The sequence below is a fragment of the Ferrimonas gelatinilytica genome (genome assembly GCF_039544205.1).
Taxonomy (GTDB): Bacteria; Pseudomonadota; Gammaproteobacteria; order Enterobacterales; family Shewanellaceae; genus Ferrimonas; species Ferrimonas gelatinilytica.
In genome coordinates this window covers 94,969-108,217 of the sequence record NZ_BAABLF010000013.1, presented here as the reverse complement: position 1 = coordinate 108,217, position 13,249 = coordinate 94,969, and the positions used below count along the sequence as shown (strand labels likewise).

15 protein-coding genes are annotated in these 13,249 nt (G+C 60.7%); 7 read left to right on the top strand and 8 right to left on the bottom strand.

Annotated features, from left to right (window positions below; genetic code table 11):
- Positions 1-15: 15 nt before the first annotated feature.
- Entirely contained in the window at positions 16-507 is a 492-nt protein-coding gene (locus ABD997_RS10475; protein ID WP_345316963.1) for a GNAT family N-acetyltransferase, read from the top strand.
- 40 nt (positions 508-547) lie between these two features.
- Here ABD997_RS10475 and ABD997_RS10470 read toward each other — a convergent pair whose 3' ends face one another.
- Entirely contained in the window at positions 548-700 is a 153-nt protein-coding gene (locus tag ABD997_RS10470) for a hypothetical protein (RefSeq protein ID WP_345316962.1), read from the bottom strand.
- A 53-nt stretch (positions 701-753) separates the two neighbouring features.
- Entirely contained in the window at positions 754-1,923 is a 1,170-nt protein-coding gene (gene chrA / locus ABD997_RS10465; protein WP_345316961.1) for a chromate efflux transporter, read from the bottom strand.
- A gap of 219 nt (positions 1,924-2,142) precedes the next feature.
- Between chrA and ABD997_RS10460 the strand changes: the two genes are divergently transcribed.
- Positions 2,143-3,219, top strand: coding sequence for a TonB family protein (locus ABD997_RS10460; RefSeq protein WP_345316960.1), 1,077 nt, complete (start codon positions 2,143-2,145; stop codon positions 3,217-3,219).
- A 125-nt stretch (positions 3,220-3,344) separates the two neighbouring features.
- On the opposite strand, the gene ABD997_RS10455 is transcribed toward ABD997_RS10460, so the two are convergent.
- The 3 genes from ABD997_RS10455 to ABD997_RS10445 form a co-directional block, all read right to left on the bottom strand.
- Complete coding sequence (locus tag ABD997_RS10455; RefSeq protein ID WP_345316959.1) at positions 3,345-3,815, bottom strand: hypothetical protein; 471 nt, start codon at positions 3,813-3,815, stop codon at positions 3,345-3,347.
- Between the two features lie 356 nt (positions 3,816-4,171).
- The gene (gene erpA / locus ABD997_RS10450) at positions 4,172-4,522 is read right to left on the bottom strand and encodes an iron-sulfur cluster insertion protein ErpA (protein ID WP_345316958.1); all 351 of its coding nucleotides are present in this window, start codon (positions 4,520-4,522) and stop codon (positions 4,172-4,174) included.
- A 52-nt stretch (positions 4,523-4,574) separates the two neighbouring features.
- On the bottom strand, positions 4,575-5,315 hold the full coding sequence (locus ABD997_RS10445; protein ID WP_345316957.1) for a DUF6776 family protein: 741 nt from the start codon (positions 5,313-5,315) through the stop codon (positions 4,575-4,577).
- 62 nt (positions 5,316-5,377) lie between these two features.
- Between ABD997_RS10445 and ABD997_RS10440 the strand changes: the two genes are divergently transcribed.
- The 4 genes from ABD997_RS10440 (at position 5,378) to hemL (ending at position 10,210) form a co-directional block, all read left to right on the top strand.
- A complete protein-coding gene (locus tag ABD997_RS10440) occupies positions 5,378-7,048 on the top strand; it encodes a chloride channel protein (RefSeq protein ID WP_345316956.1) in 1,671 nt (556 codons plus the stop codon).
- Positions 7,049-7,317: 269 nt separating this feature from the next.
- Entirely contained in the window at positions 7,318-8,241 is a 924-nt protein-coding gene (pyrB, locus tag ABD997_RS10435; RefSeq protein WP_345316955.1) for an aspartate carbamoyltransferase, read from the top strand.
- Between the two features lie 11 nt (positions 8,242-8,252).
- Complete coding sequence (pyrI, locus tag ABD997_RS10430; protein WP_345316954.1) at positions 8,253-8,717, top strand: aspartate carbamoyltransferase regulatory subunit; 465 nt, start codon at positions 8,253-8,255, stop codon at positions 8,715-8,717.
- A gap of 203 nt (positions 8,718-8,920) precedes the next feature.
- Positions 8,921-10,210 (top strand): glutamate-1-semialdehyde 2,1-aminomutase, encoded by a 1,290-nt coding sequence (gene hemL, locus ABD997_RS10425; RefSeq protein ID WP_345316953.1) that lies wholly within the window; start codon positions 8,921-8,923, stop codon positions 10,208-10,210.
- A 297-nt stretch (positions 10,211-10,507) separates the two neighbouring features.
- Here hemL and ABD997_RS10420 read toward each other — a convergent pair whose 3' ends face one another.
- Both ABD997_RS10420 and ABD997_RS10415 read right to left on the bottom strand, forming a co-directional pair.
- Positions 10,508-11,512 (bottom strand): NADP-dependent oxidoreductase, encoded by a 1,005-nt coding sequence (locus ABD997_RS10420; RefSeq protein WP_345316952.1) that lies wholly within the window; start codon positions 11,510-11,512, stop codon positions 10,508-10,510.
- Positions 11,509-11,925: an organic hydroperoxide resistance protein gene (locus ABD997_RS10415; protein ID WP_345316951.1), complete on the bottom strand. Its 417-nt coding sequence runs from the start codon at positions 11,923-11,925 to the stop codon at positions 11,509-11,511. Before ABD997_RS10415 ends, ABD997_RS10420 begins: the two co-directional genes overlap by 4 nt.
- A 127-nt stretch (positions 11,926-12,052) precedes the next feature.
- On the opposite strand from ABD997_RS10415, the gene ABD997_RS10410 reads away from it, so the two are divergent.
- On the top strand, positions 12,053-12,517 hold the full coding sequence (locus tag ABD997_RS10410) for a MarR family winged helix-turn-helix transcriptional regulator (RefSeq protein ID WP_345316950.1): 465 nt from the start codon (positions 12,053-12,055) through the stop codon (positions 12,515-12,517).
- Positions 12,518-12,613: 96 nt separating this feature from the next.
- Here the strand turns inward: ABD997_RS10410 and ABD997_RS10405 are convergent, their stop codons facing one another.
- Positions 12,614-13,015: a hypothetical protein gene (locus ABD997_RS10405; protein ID WP_345316949.1), complete on the bottom strand. Its 402-nt coding sequence runs from the start codon at positions 13,013-13,015 to the stop codon at positions 12,614-12,616.
- Between the last annotated feature and the right edge of the window lie 234 nt (positions 13,016-13,249).

Genomic DNA, 13,249 nt, shown 5'->3' with positions numbered 1-13,249 from the left:
AAAAGGGAGCGCACCATGACGATTCAGATCCGCCCTTTTCAACACGGAGATATCGCGCCAGTGCTGGCGATCTACAACCACGCCATCTTGAATCACAGCGCCACCTTCGAGGAGCAGCCCCTGGCGGCAGAGACCATGGCACAGCGGTTGACAACCATTGGAACCGAATTCCCGGTCCTGGTGGCCGTGTCGGCGGAAGAGGTGGTGGGCTACGCTTACGGCAATCACTACAAGCCGCGCAGCGCCTACCGTTTTTGTGCGGAGATCAGCGTCTACCTGGCCGAATCGGCTCAGGGACAGGGGATTGGACAGAAGTTAACATCGGCGCTGCTTGAGGCCCTCAAAGCGCAGGGGATCACTCAGGTTTTGGCGGTGATCACCAGCCCCAATCCGGTTAGTGAAGGGATGCATCGAAAACTGGGCTTTCGACCTTGTGGATTGCTCAAGTCGGTGGGTTACAAGTTTGAACGTTGGCATGATGTCGGCCTGTGGCAGAAGAGCCTCTGAATCGTCAGCGAAAGCGACACCACGCCATTGATGGGAATCGTTAGCATGCCATGATCCCCAGCTGATCCTCCAGACGACGACCCCGGCCCTGGCGGCGCCCCAGACGCCACCCCTCCCAACGCAGTTCGGCACGCCGATCGCCCCCACAGCGCCGCTGGACTCGTCGCCGCTCCGTCACCCGATTCACCGCCATACTCCCTCCCATGCACCCTATCCCCGTGAGAAACCCAAGAATAGGTTACCCGGTCAATGTGCGCCCGGGATCCAAAGGTGAAGCCCCACCATCGTCATCAGCACTGCCAGGACCGGCCACTGTCGTCCGCGAAGCAGAAACAACCCCAGGACCACCAGCGCCATGTCACGGGCGGAAAGGACGGCGCTGACAAACACCGGCTGGTAAAGGGCGCTGAACAGCAGGCCCACCACCGCCGCATTGATCCCCGCAGCCGCCGCCCCCAGCCGTGGCCGGCTGGCCAGCCCCTCCCAGCAGGGTAGCAGTGCCAACATCAACAGCAGCCCGGGCAGGAAGATCCCCAAAGTGGCCACCAGCGCCCCCAGCCAGGGGTGCTCAGGCATCAGCTCCACCCCGAGAAACGCCGCCAGGGTAAAGACCGGGCCGGGCAGCCCCTGTGCCGCGGCGTAGCCGGTCAGGAAACGATCCGGGTCCATCGACTCCCCCACCGTATGCTGCAACAGGGGGAGGACCACGTGACCACCGCCAAACACCAGGCTGCCCGCCTGGAAAAAGTCCGAAAAGATCCCCAACACGTGCCCTTCCGTTGGCCACAGCACCAGCAGCAGGGCCGCAACAAATAGCATCATCGGCACCTTCTTGGGCCAGCGATATGCGACGGTACTGGCAGTATTCTCTCGTTCGCAGGAGAGGCAACCGGCGATCAATGCCGCCACCACCAACACCAGGCACTGAATCCAGAGTCCGGGGAACAGCATCAGCGCCATGGCGCTGCCACAGGCCAACCCCCAGTGCAGGGCGCTTCGGCAAAAGCGCTCCGCCATCCCCCACACTGCGTCAGCGACCACCACCACCGCCAGCAGTTTCAGTCCCTGGATCACCAGGGGCACCACCCCCAGGGCCATTCTGTCCGCGCTGGCCTGGGCCAGCATCGACATCAGCAGGAAGGAGGGCAGAGTGAAGCCGAGAAACGCCGCCATGGCCCCGACCAGTCCCGCCCGTCGATAGCCGATGGCACAGCACACCTGGCTGGAACCGGGCCCGGGCAGGAACTGGGACAGCGCCACCATGCGGGCGAACTCGGACTCCCCCAGCCAGCGGGACTTTTCCACGAACTCTTTGTGGTAGTAACCCAGGTGCGCCGCCGGCCCCCCGAAGCTGACGCAGCCAAGCAGCAAAAATCGGATAAAGAGGCGCATCGCCTTCACAAGGTTTTGACCCATACTCCCCGGATTCTCTCCCCATTAAAACAACAGCCTGCCGCTTCACCGAGGCCATCGTGTCACTTTGTTACGGCACCACGCTTGGCCCATTCACGGCAACAATCATCGCAAAATATGAGGTCGTGGTCTGGCATCCATACAGGGCACGCGACGATGCACACATGATGTACCCACTGGTGAGTTTGTATTATAAGCCGTTGTGAAACATGGAGGTTTATTATGAAGTCCCAATGGATACTTATCCCCCTACTCAGCGCCACTTTGCTGGGCTCCCCCCTACGGGCACAGGAGCCAGGCTCCGACGCCCTAATGCAACACTACCACGCCTACCAATCCGCCCTCGCCGCCGGCGACCCCGCCGAGGCAGAGCAGCAGGTGGCCCAGGCGTACCGAATTGCCTTGGAAACCCTGGGGCCGGAACACGACAACACCATCAACCTGGCGTTCAACTGGGGCAACAGCCTGCTGGCGCTTGAGCGAAAGGACGAGGCCCACAGCGCCTTCGAGGCCGCTCTCACCAGCCTCGAGGCCGTCGATGGGAACGAGGCGCTGACGCTGCTGGATCCTTTGGTGGGGCAAGCACGGGCCAGCGAGGATGACAAGGAGGCGATCACTCTGCTCGAGCGCGCCATCGAGATTGCCGATGAACAGGGCACATCGCTGCAGCGCGCCGCGGCCCAGGTGGCCGGGTTTGACCGCCTGAGCCACAGCCTCAGTGGTCAACGTAAGGCCTGGCGTTGGATGGATCAAGCGTTGGAGACCTATCGGGCCGAACTGCCAGAAAACGCCTTGGAGCGAGTTAAGGCCGAGTTCAAGATGGGGCAGATCGAGATGGCCCGAGGACGGAAGAAAACGGCGATCCAGCACTTTGGAACCGTGGTCGAAGCCTTCTCCGATCTGAGCTTTGACTACCCCTATGAGTTGGCCGCACATGCCCGGTTGGTGGAGCTTTACGAGGCGGTCGGCAAACGGGATCTGGCCACCCCCCACTGCCAGGCGATCGGCAATATGGTGCCCTGGAGCGACGCCCAGGAGCAGACGCCGCTGGTGCGCATTGCCCCCGACTACCCCATTGCTGCCGCCAGGCGACGCCTAGAGGGCCATGTGGTGGTGGAGTTCACCATCGATGAGCAAGGGTTCGTGCAGGATCCCGAGGTCAAGGAGAGCGAAGGCCACAAAGCGTTTGCCAAGGAAACGCTGAAGGCGCTGAAACAGTGGCGCTACGCCCCCAAGTTTGACCAGGGCAAACCCGTGCCTGCCCGCACCTCAGTAGAGATGAAATTCGCCCTTGAGTAACGTCGAAGCGGGGCACGGCGCCCCGCGTCATTCCCCAATCGATTCGATGCCAACGACACGAATAGAGCCGCAGTGTGAATCGGAGTGACGGCATGAGGGGGGAGAAAAGGGGGGAAGTGCTTCGCTTAGGGGGTCAACAACACCAGTTCCCGGCGCAGCGCTGCCAGCTTCATCCGCTCCCGCTGCACCTGCTCCGCCGTTGGCTGCACGCTGCGGGGAAGGTTCGGCGTTGCCACCGCCAGCCGCCACTCCATCTCCCGAACCCGAGCCTGCTGCTGCGCCACGCGACCACGCAACCAGGCGACTCGATGCGCCAGATCGCTTTCGGTCAGGACCGCGATGCTATCCACTCTCGAGCCGGAAGCCTGAGCCGCGACCGTCAGTGCGTCGTTCATTCTCAAAGCGACAACGACAACTGACAGCACCAGTAGGACAGCCAGGGTGAGAGCAATTCCCTCTTTCAACTGGTGCCAGAGCGCATCCCAGGGCAAGCGGCGCCAGTCCAGCTCACGGGTCCAGCGCAGCTCCCAGGGAAGATCACCGGGACGTGCCCGGCCGTACAGGTGGAATTTTCGACGGTGAATGGCTCTGCCCATGGGGGTCTCCAGCGCTACTGCTTGGGGCAGGCTCAGCCCACCCGCGCCAACAACTATCCAGTAACTAAATGCCATCCTGGTCCGGCTGTCGACCCGGTCTCGCCAAAATAGGAGTAAGCCTCTTATTTGTCGTTAAAAGAGGACTGCAACAAAATGTATTGTGCTTCAGTGGAAGCGGTCACCAGTTCGCCAGAGCTTAACTCGCGACACACCTCCTTCGACGCCGGGGGCGCATATCCGTCACCCGCGAAGGGCAGCAAACGAAGGAGTGTTTGAGCCGATGCCGGGCAGAGCCTCAGAGACAGAAACGCCCGGGCCTGCAGAACAGGACCGGGCGTCGAGGTACCAATGGCAGCTCAGACGGAGAAGGAGGCGCCGCAACCACAGGTTGAGGTTGCGTTGGGGTTGCTGACGAAGAAACGGCTACCCTCCAATCCCTCGGTGTAATCCACCTCACCACCCACCAGGTACTGCAGGCTCATGGCATCCACCAGCAGGGTTACGCCGGACTTCTCGATGGTGAAGTCCCCTTCATTAACTTTCTCATCGAAGGTAAAGCCATACTGGAATCCGGAGCAACCGCCGCCGGTGACATAGACTCGCAGCTTCAGATGCGGATTCTCCTCCTCCTCCAGCAGCGCCTTCACTTTGGCGGCAGCGGCATCGGAAAACTCAATCGGCATGGCTTGTTCAACGGCAGCAGTCATGATTACCTCTCAATCTTGGACCGGGCGATTATCCAATACCCGACTAAAGCATTCAAGCTTTCTCCTTCAGCCTTTGGAGGGCGGTCTCACTGATCAACTCGGACACAGGGTAGCGGCTGGCGCCACGGGCAGCACTCTGACCGGAGCCTGAGGGCAATCGGATCTGCACCGTCAACTCCTCCGGGAAAAAGCCATCCGGAAAGATAACTTCGCTTTCCAACTGCTGGAAATAGCGAAAACCGAACGGAAGACTCTCCTCCTGCACCGGGATACTGTGGGGTTTTCCTGCCAGCGTACCCTCAATATTCAGGCTCACACTGCCCCTGGCAAAGCGCTTACGCACCTTCTGCTGGGTCAGCACCAGTCGGAGCCGGAAGCGCTGCGGGTTGGCGGTTTCATCCAGTACCAGGTCATGCACGAAGACCCCATCGGCGGTCTGCTCCGGTGCCATGATGCTGCGGTAGAAGGTCAGCTCCCGCTCCAGCACGTTCATCTGCTCCCGCTGATGTGCCATCAGCGCCCGGGTCTCCTGCTGGCTCTGCTGCTCCATCTTTAGCTCCAGCTCCAGCGCCGCTCGCTGTTTCTCCAACTCGAGCTTCTGCTGCTGCCACTGCTCCTGGGCATTCTGAAGCTCGGCAAACTGCTGGCCCATGCTCCACTGACTCAGGCGTTGCAAGCCCGCGCCACTGAGCAGGGCCAGCAACAGTAACCCACCGAGCACGCTACCGCGGGGGTTGAGCTGCCTTTCCCAGGCAGCCAGGGCATGGGCCCGGTGACGTAAATATTGGATCATATTAGTTTTCTTCTATTTCCAGATGATAAGCTTACTGCCATGGGTCACCGAACGATGCAGAGATGATCACAGAGCACAAGTTTCGCCTATCCAACCCCAGGATCAGCCTGCAACTTTGCCTGCTGGCGCTGCTGGTGGGATTACTTGCCAGCGGTCTGATCGTCCTGTTCAAATTCGCCATTACCGGTTTGCAGACCCTGCTTTGGGTCGAGTCGGACGATTTTACCCAGCTCCCGCTGTGGATGCGAATCGCATTGCCCATCGCCGGAGCCGCGGTTATCCATCAACTGATCAGCCACTCCAAGGCGTCGTACCGTCGGATGGGGATCGCCTACGTCATCCACCGGATCAAATGCCACTACGGACGCCTGCCCCTGGGCTCCGGGGTCAGCCAGTTCTTTTACGCCGTTGTGGCCCTGGCTACGGGCTTCTCCGTGGGTAAAGAGGGGCCGGCGGTCCATATCGGCGCCTCCGCCGCAACCATGATCACCAAGCGTTGGGATCTGCCGGACAACACCATGCGGATCCTCTCCTCCTGCGGCATCGCCGCGGGGATCGCCGCCATTTTCAATACTCCCATCGCCGGAGTGCTCTTTGTCCTGGAGGTGGTGCTTCGGGACTACAAGATCCACTACATCCTGCCCATCACCATCTCGGCCATCACCGGCGCCGTGATCTATCGCGCCATCGTCGGCGAGCACCATATGTACGACCAGCTGGAGCTGTTGCGGATGCCACTGGAGCACTACCCCACCCTGATCCTGTTTGGCCTGGTGGTGGGCTGCGTGGCTGCCCTGTTCAACCGCGCCCTGCTCGGTACCACCCGGGTGAGTGCTCCGTGGCCGCTATGGCTGCGTTTCCTGCTGGCGGGCACCATCACTGCCCTGGTTGGGGTGCTGATCCCCGGTGCACTGGGAGGTGAGGAAGCGGTAGTGCTGCTCTCCCACAGCGCAGAGATCAGTTTGCCCCTGGTGGGCACCCTGCTGCTGGGCAAGGTGATACTGACCATCGCCGCCCTGGGGCTGGGGATCCCCGGCGGTCTTATTGGCCCCCTATATGGGATCGGCGCCCTGCTCGGTGCCCTGCTGGTGGTGATCCTCTCACCGCTTCTTCCTCAGGTGAGCGAGTATCACGGGCTCTACGCCGCCATCACCATGACCGCCATGATGGGGGTCTGTCTCAGCGCCCCGTTGGCGTCATTGATGGCCCTGGTGGAGCTGACGGATAACGCCAGCGTCATCGTTCCCTTCCTGATGGTCACCCTGCCCGCCTTCCTGGTGGCGCAACAGGGACTGGGGGCTCAGGCGATCTTCCTGCGCCAGCTGGATATCATGGGGCTGCCCTACAAGGTGCCGCCGCTGGAGCAGGTATTGCAGAGAACCGGGGTACTGAGCCTGATGGACCAAGACCTGGTGGCGGTGCGTCCCGGCCTCTCCGAAGTGGAGCAGCTGGCGTTGCTGAATCAGGCCGAGGGGAGCCGGCTGCTGATGGCCACTGAGGAGGGGCAATCTCTTATCACCCTGCGTAACGACTTCGCCGATCATCCTGGCAGTCCCCTGAAACGGGAACCCCTGCCCGGCCTGCCGGATACCGCATCCTTGGCCGAGGTCTACCGTCTGCTGGAGCCCAAACGCACCGGCATGGTCTACATCTACCATAAACACCCCGATACGCCGGTGGGACTGATCAGCTGGGCTGCCCTGCATCGCTATTTCCGCACCGAGCAGATATAGCCCGCAACCCCTGGGGAAACTGTGGCCGTTCGGCTGAACAATCAGGGATTTCCCCTGGCTTGCATCGGCTTGCGCCATAGGCAAATGGGGGTATAATTTTGCCAAATTTACCCAGTTCGAACCGGCCATGAAAGACAGCACCGCTCAATCCGTTCAATGCCGCCCAAAGGGCAAGGCGCCGCTGTTGCCGTTCGACTGATGAATGAAGCCTCCTTTCGGAGGCTTTTTTTCGAAAGCTGTTTGTACCCATAGCCACGAGGGAAGGTGTCATGGCGAGTTCGTTATACCGAAAGCACATCATCTCCATCCCGGAACTGACCCGTTCCGAACTGGAGCTTATTATCGAAACCGCCGGACGGCTCAAAGCAGAGCCGGACCCCACCCTTCTCAAAAACAAGGTGATCGCCAGCTGCTTCTTCGAGCCCTCCACCCGTACCCGGCTCTCCTTTGAAACCGCCGTCCAGCGCCTTGGCGGCAGCATCATCGGCTTCGACAACGGCGGCAACACTTCGCTGGCGAAAAAAGGCGAAACCCTCTCCGACTCGGTACAGGTGATCAGCTCCTACGTGGATGCCTTCGTCATGCGCCACCCCCAGGAGGGCGCCGCCCGTTTGGCAGCGGAGTACTCCAACGGCGTCCCCATCATCAACGGTGGCGACGGGGCCAACCAGCACCCCTCCCAGACTCTACTGGACCTGTTCTCCATCTACGAAACCCAGGGTCGGCTGGATAACCTCAACGTCGCCTTCGTCGGTGATCTCAAGTACGGACGCACCGTCCACTCCCTGACCCAGGCGCTCTCCAAGTTCGACAACATCACCTTCTACTTCATCGCACCGGAGGTACTGGCGATGCCGGATTACCTGTGTGAGGAGCTGGACGAGGCCGGCATCCGCTACCATCAGCTCAACAACATGGACGCGGTGATCCCCGAGCTGGATATCCTCTACATGACCCGGGTACAGAAGGAGCGCTTCGACGAGTCGGAGTACGCCCATGTCAAATCTGCCTATGTCCTGACCGCCAAGGTGCTGGAGAACGCCCGCGACAACCTCAAGGTGCTGCATCCCCTGCCCCGGGTGGATGAGATCACCACCGACGTCGACAGCACCCCCTATGCCTACTACTTCCAGCAGGCGGAAAACGGCATCTATGCACGCCAGGCGCTGTTGAGCCTGGTATTGAACGGATAAGGAGCCCGGTCATGCGCAAAGAGAATCAACTTCAGGTCGAGGCGATCAAGAACGGCTCCGTCATCGATCACATCCCCGCCCATTCGGGCATCAAGGTGCTGCGCCTGTTTCAACTGCATAAGTCGGAAAATCGCATCACCATCGGCCTCAACCTGCCCTCCTCAGCCCAGGGCAGCAAGGACCTGATCAAGATCGAGAACCTCTTTATCGACGAAGACTTGGCCAATCAGTTGGCGCTGCTGGCCCCGAACTGCACCGTCAACCAGATCGAGAACTACGAGGTGACTCGCAAGCTGCAGCTCTCCCTGCCGGAGCAGATCCGCGGTGTCTTTCAGTGCCCCAACAGCAACTGCATCACCCACAGCGAACCGGTAAGCACCCGCTTCACCGTCAGCCAGAAGGGGGAAGCGATCCGGCTCAAGTGTCATTACTGCGAAAAGAGCTTCTCCCGCGAGATCATGACCGAACGGCGCTGATCCCTGCCCCCGGCCACACCATGGGTGAGCCGGGGTTACTTGACCCTCACCGAATGCTTTTCATCCCGCTGTGATCCACCCCTCTTGATCAACCCCATCACAAAATGCCACCCTCCCCTCACTGGAATTCAACCTTCCGGGCATCCCCAAACCGCAACGGTGCCCGTATTCGGCCTCAGGGCCAACAGGATCAAGGAAAACCCATGACTCGCAGCGAAACTCTGTTTGACCAGGCCCAGCAGACCATCCCCGGTGGCGTCAACTCACCGGTACGTGCCTTCAAAGGGGTCGGCGGCACCCCGCTGTTTATCGACAGCGCCGATGGCGCTTACCTGTTTGATGTCGACGGCAACCGCTACATCGATTACGTCGGCTCCTGGGGCCCGATGATCCTGGGCCACAACCACGACAGCATCCGCAATGCGGTCATTGAAGCGGCCCACAAGGGACTCTCCTTCGGCGCCCCGACTGCTGCCGAAGTGGAGATGGCGGAGCTGATCTGCAAGCTGCTGCCCAGCGTCGAGCAGGTTCGTATGGTGAACTCCGGCACCGAAGCCACCATGTCCGCCCTGCGCCTGGCCCGGGGCTTCACCGGCCGTGACAAGTTCATCAAGTTTGAAGGCTGCTACCACGGCCATGCCGATTGCCTTCTGGTAAAAGCCGGCTCCGGCATGCTTACCTTCGGTGAGCCCACCAGCCCCGGCGTACCGGCGGATTTTGCCAAGCACACCCTGACCGCCGACTACAACAAGCTGGACTCGGTAAAAGCTCTGTTCGAAGCCTACCCCGGAGAGATCGGCGCGATCATCCTGGAGCCGGTCGCGGGTAACATGAACTGCATCCCGCCGGTACCCGGCTTCCTCGAAGGGTTGCGCGAGCTGTGCGACCAGCACGGCGCGCTATTGATCATCGACGAGGTGATGACCGGCTTCCGCGTCGCCCTGGATGGCGCCCACGGTCACTACGGCATCAAGCCGGATCTGGTCTGCCTGGGCAAGGTGATCGGCGGTGGCATGCCGGTGGGCGCCTTTGGTGGTCGCGCTGATGTGATGGCACACCTGGCCCCCAACGGCCCGGTCTACCAGGCGGGCACCCTGTCCGGTAACCCGGTTGCCATGGCGGCGGGCCTGGCCCAACTGGAAGTGTTGCAGCAACCGGGCCTGTACGAGGAGCTGGCCGCCAAGACCCGTAAACTGGCGGAAGGGATCCAGGCCCAGGCCAAAGCGGCCGGCGTTCCCATAGCGATCAACGTGGTCGGAGGCATGTTTGGCCTCTTCTTCAGTGACGAGGCGCAGATCACCACCTTCGAGCAGGTCTCCCGCTGCAACATGGAGCAGTTCAAGGCGTTCTTCCACGGCATGTTGGAGGAGGGGGTGAACCTGGCGCCCTCCGCCTTCGAAGCCGGCTTCCTCTCCATGGCCCACAGCGACGAAGATATCGAGGCGACCATCGCCGCTGCCGGCCGGGTACTGGCCAAGATCGCCGCAAACTGAACCTGTCGGTAACAAAAAAAGCCCGCCAACTTGGCGGGCTTTTTTATGGGATTAAGTACCCGATCCTGGGTTCTAAATAACTGTTCCGAATTGTGCTACACCCTACCGTTCGCGAGAGCAACCTGATGCAGTGGAGCACAAAGCTCTTAGGAACTCGGTTCTAGGCCCTAGTTCCTAAGAGCCGAAGCAAAGCCCAGGGAGCCCGAGCTTTCACGAAAGTGGAGCATATTTAGGAACAGCCATTTAGGTTCTAGGATCTAAGTTCTAGGATCTAGGAACTTAGACCCCATCCCCGCCTCACAACTTGACCAGCATCTTGCCGGTATTGGCACCGCTGAACAGGCCCAGGAAGGCGTCGAAGGCGGACTCCAGCCCTTCGTAGATCGTCTCCTCCCCCTTGATCTGTCCCTTGGCTACCGCCTGGCCCACCTCTTTGGCAAACTCACCGAAGTCCGCCATATGATCCGTGGCAATGAACCCCTTGATCTGGAGGCGACGACGGATGATCTCCGCCAGGTTACGGGGCCCCGGACGGGTACCATCGCTGTTGTACAGATCGATCATCCCGCAGATCACCAGCTGACCAAAGTCGCGCATATTGGCGATGGCCGCCTCCAGGTGATCGCCACCGACGTTGTCGAAATAGAAGCTGATCCCCTCCGGCGCCTGCTCGGCGAGGGCAGAACGGAGATTGTCGGCACGCTTGTAGTTGATCACCCCATCGACGCCCAGCTCCTCGGTCAGGTAGCGGGCTTTCTCGTCGCTGCCGACCGAGCCGATCACTTTGGCCCCCTTAAGCTTACCCAACTGGCACACCACAGAGCCCACGGCGCCAGCGGCACCGGAGACGAACAGGGTATCCCCCGCCTTGAGTTCGCCGACACGATTGAGCCCCGCCCAGGCGGTAAGGCCGGTTAGCCCCAGCACCCCCAGGTAGCTTTGCAGGGGCGCACCACTGGCGGGCAGCGGTGTGACACCGCTACCATCGCTGAGGGCCAGGTCACGCCAGCCGAGCATATGCAGCACCTTGTCACCCACGGCAAACTTCGGGTGGCGGGAAGCGATCACCTCCCCCACGGCACCGCCCTGCATCACCTCACCCAGCTCGAAGGGCGGAACGTAACTTTTCACCGGGGTCATACGGCCACGCATGTAAGGGTCCACCGACAGCCAGCGGTTCTGGATCAACAGTTGTCCCTCCGCCAGTTCCGGCAAGGGTTGGGACTCCAAAGCGACACAGGCCTTATCCGGCACTCCCTGGGGATAGTGCTTCAGCACCCAACCACGACTGACTTCACTCATTGTTCGACTCCTTTCACTGTAATGACAACGTCCACGTTACCACGCAATGCATTGGAATATGGGCACACCTGGTGAGCTTTGGCCACCAACGCCTCTGCCTCCGCCTGGGGCAGCGCCAGGGTAACCGTCAGTGCCACACCGAGGGCGAATCCGACCTCCTGTGACAGCAGGCTGACCTCTGCCGCCACCGGCGCAGAGTCGAGCTTTACTCTCATCTCCTTGGCGACGAACAGCACGGCATTGGAGAAGCAGGCCGCGTAACCGGCAGCAAACAGCTGCTCCGGATTGGTTCCCTCACCACTGCCACCCAATGCCTTGGGGTAGTTGAGCTGAAGATCCAGTTTGCCATCGTCACTGCGGGCCTGACCGTTACGGCCAGCCGACGCCTCGGCACGGGCGGTATATAACGCCATGGGGCACTCCCTCTTTTAGTTTGCGCACAAAGTAGATGGAAATACTCTACTGTGAACGAGGGCGTGAAGCAATTACTTTGTGCGCAAACTTATTTCCAGCGACAGGCCGAGCGGATATACTGACCCCATGAAAAGTGATGCTCCCTACCGGCCCAGCCTGGATAACCAACTCTGCTTCGCGCTCTACAGCGCCAGCAACGCGGTGATCCGCCTCTACCGGCCGCTGCTGGCCCCCTTTGGACTCACCTATCCGCAGTTCCTGGTGATGCTGGCACTGTGGCAGCAGGACAGCGTGCCACTCAAAGTTCTCTCCCAGCGCACCCGGCTGGACCCCGGCACCATCACCCCGATCGTCAAGCGCCTCGAGGAGAAGGGGTTGCTGGTCCGTCAACCGGACCCTGAGGATGAGCGTGCCAAACGGGTGGTGTTGACCGATTCCGGCGGCGCCTTGCAGGCCCCGCTGTTCGAGGCCCACCGCTGCCTTTATGACAGCTTCGATGTGGACAAGGCAGCCCTGGAGCAACTTCGGCAGCAGTGCCTGACCCTCCTGGACCAGGTCAATCAACAGTTGGCGAAGGGGCAAGCGTCATGACCGTGATCGGCCCGGTTTGAGTGCCAAGCCGCTATCAGGCAGACAATAAAAAAAACGCCAGCCGCGAGGGCTGGCGTTTTTTCTAGCAAAAAGGATTCAGAAGGCGTAGCGAACGCCGATCCCCAGATCCAGCTGGAACTTGGTGTCATCGAAGTCAAACGCGGGGGCCGCGAATACCATGGCATCCCAACCGCGGGCGAAAGGCACTTCCAGGCCCAGAGGGACGCGAACGCCGAAGCCGTGGTTCCACTCGGCGAAGCCGCCGGCACCCAGGGTCCAGTTCAGCGGGGTGCCTTCCATATCCGCCAGACGCTTGCGAACAAACAGATAGTCAACACTCAGGCCATCGTTACCGACAAAGGCGTTCACCTTATTGTTGAACTGGAGCATCACACCCAGTCCCTGATCCACGCCAAAACCCAGTTTTACGTTGGCTTCGGCAGCGGCGGTGCCCATCAGTGCCAGACCACACAGCGTACGTACGAATGACTTTTTCATCACAGATATCCCTACTTTCCGACGGTTACCAACCCTTTGGCCAGCCCGCCGCTATATTTTATTTTAGGGCGCAAACCCTACCTGAGCCGTTCATTCTGGGCAAGCAGGCTGTTGCCCAAACGCGTGTCAGCCCATCATGCTGGCAGCGCAATACCCCACGCTGACCCGGTTCCGGTATCTCCATTCAGGTGCGATAACCCGGACATGATCGTCAGATGCCCAGCGCTATAAGCG

Excerpts from the sequence above, each read along its gene's own strand:
- ABD997_RS10475 (WP_345316963.1), top strand. The coding sequence starts at position 16 with ATGACGATTCAGATCCGCCCTTTTCAACACGGAGATATCGCGCCAGTG.
- ABD997_RS10470 (WP_345316962.1), bottom strand. The coding sequence starts at position 700 with ATGGCGGTGAATCGGGTGACGGAGCGGCGACGAGTCCAGCGGCGCTGT.
- chrA (WP_345316961.1), bottom strand. The coding sequence starts at position 1,923 with ATGGGTCAAAACCTTGTGAAGGCGATGCGCCTCTTTATCCGATTTTTG.
- ABD997_RS10460 (WP_345316960.1), top strand. The coding sequence starts at position 2,143 with ATGAAGTCCCAATGGATACTTATCCCCCTACTCAGCGCCACTTTGCTG.
- ABD997_RS10455 (WP_345316959.1), bottom strand. The coding sequence starts at position 3,815 with ATGGGCAGAGCCATTCACCGTCGAAAATTCCACCTGTACGGCCGGGCA.
- erpA (WP_345316958.1), bottom strand. The coding sequence starts at position 4,522 with ATGACTGCTGCCGTTGAACAAGCCATGCCGATTGAGTTTTCCGATGCC.
- ABD997_RS10445 (WP_345316957.1), bottom strand. The coding sequence starts at position 5,315 with ATGATCCAATATTTACGTCACCGGGCCCATGCCCTGGCTGCCTGGGAA.
- ABD997_RS10440 (WP_345316956.1), top strand. The coding sequence starts at position 5,378 with ATGATCACAGAGCACAAGTTTCGCCTATCCAACCCCAGGATCAGCCTG.
- pyrB (WP_345316955.1), top strand. The coding sequence starts at position 7,318 with ATGGCGAGTTCGTTATACCGAAAGCACATCATCTCCATCCCGGAACTG.
- pyrI (WP_345316954.1), top strand. The coding sequence starts at position 8,253 with ATGCGCAAAGAGAATCAACTTCAGGTCGAGGCGATCAAGAACGGCTCC.
- hemL (WP_345316953.1), top strand. The coding sequence starts at position 8,921 with ATGACTCGCAGCGAAACTCTGTTTGACCAGGCCCAGCAGACCATCCCC.
- ABD997_RS10420 (WP_345316952.1), bottom strand. The coding sequence starts at position 11,512 with ATGAGTGAAGTCAGTCGTGGTTGGGTGCTGAAGCACTATCCCCAGGGA.
- ABD997_RS10415 (WP_345316951.1), bottom strand. The coding sequence starts at position 11,925 with ATGGCGTTATATACCGCCCGTGCCGAGGCGTCGGCTGGCCGTAACGGT.
- ABD997_RS10410 (WP_345316950.1), top strand. The coding sequence starts at position 12,053 with ATGAAAAGTGATGCTCCCTACCGGCCCAGCCTGGATAACCAACTCTGC.
- ABD997_RS10405 (WP_345316949.1), bottom strand. The coding sequence starts at position 13,015 with ATGAAAAAGTCATTCGTACGTACGCTGTGTGGTCTGGCACTGATGGGC.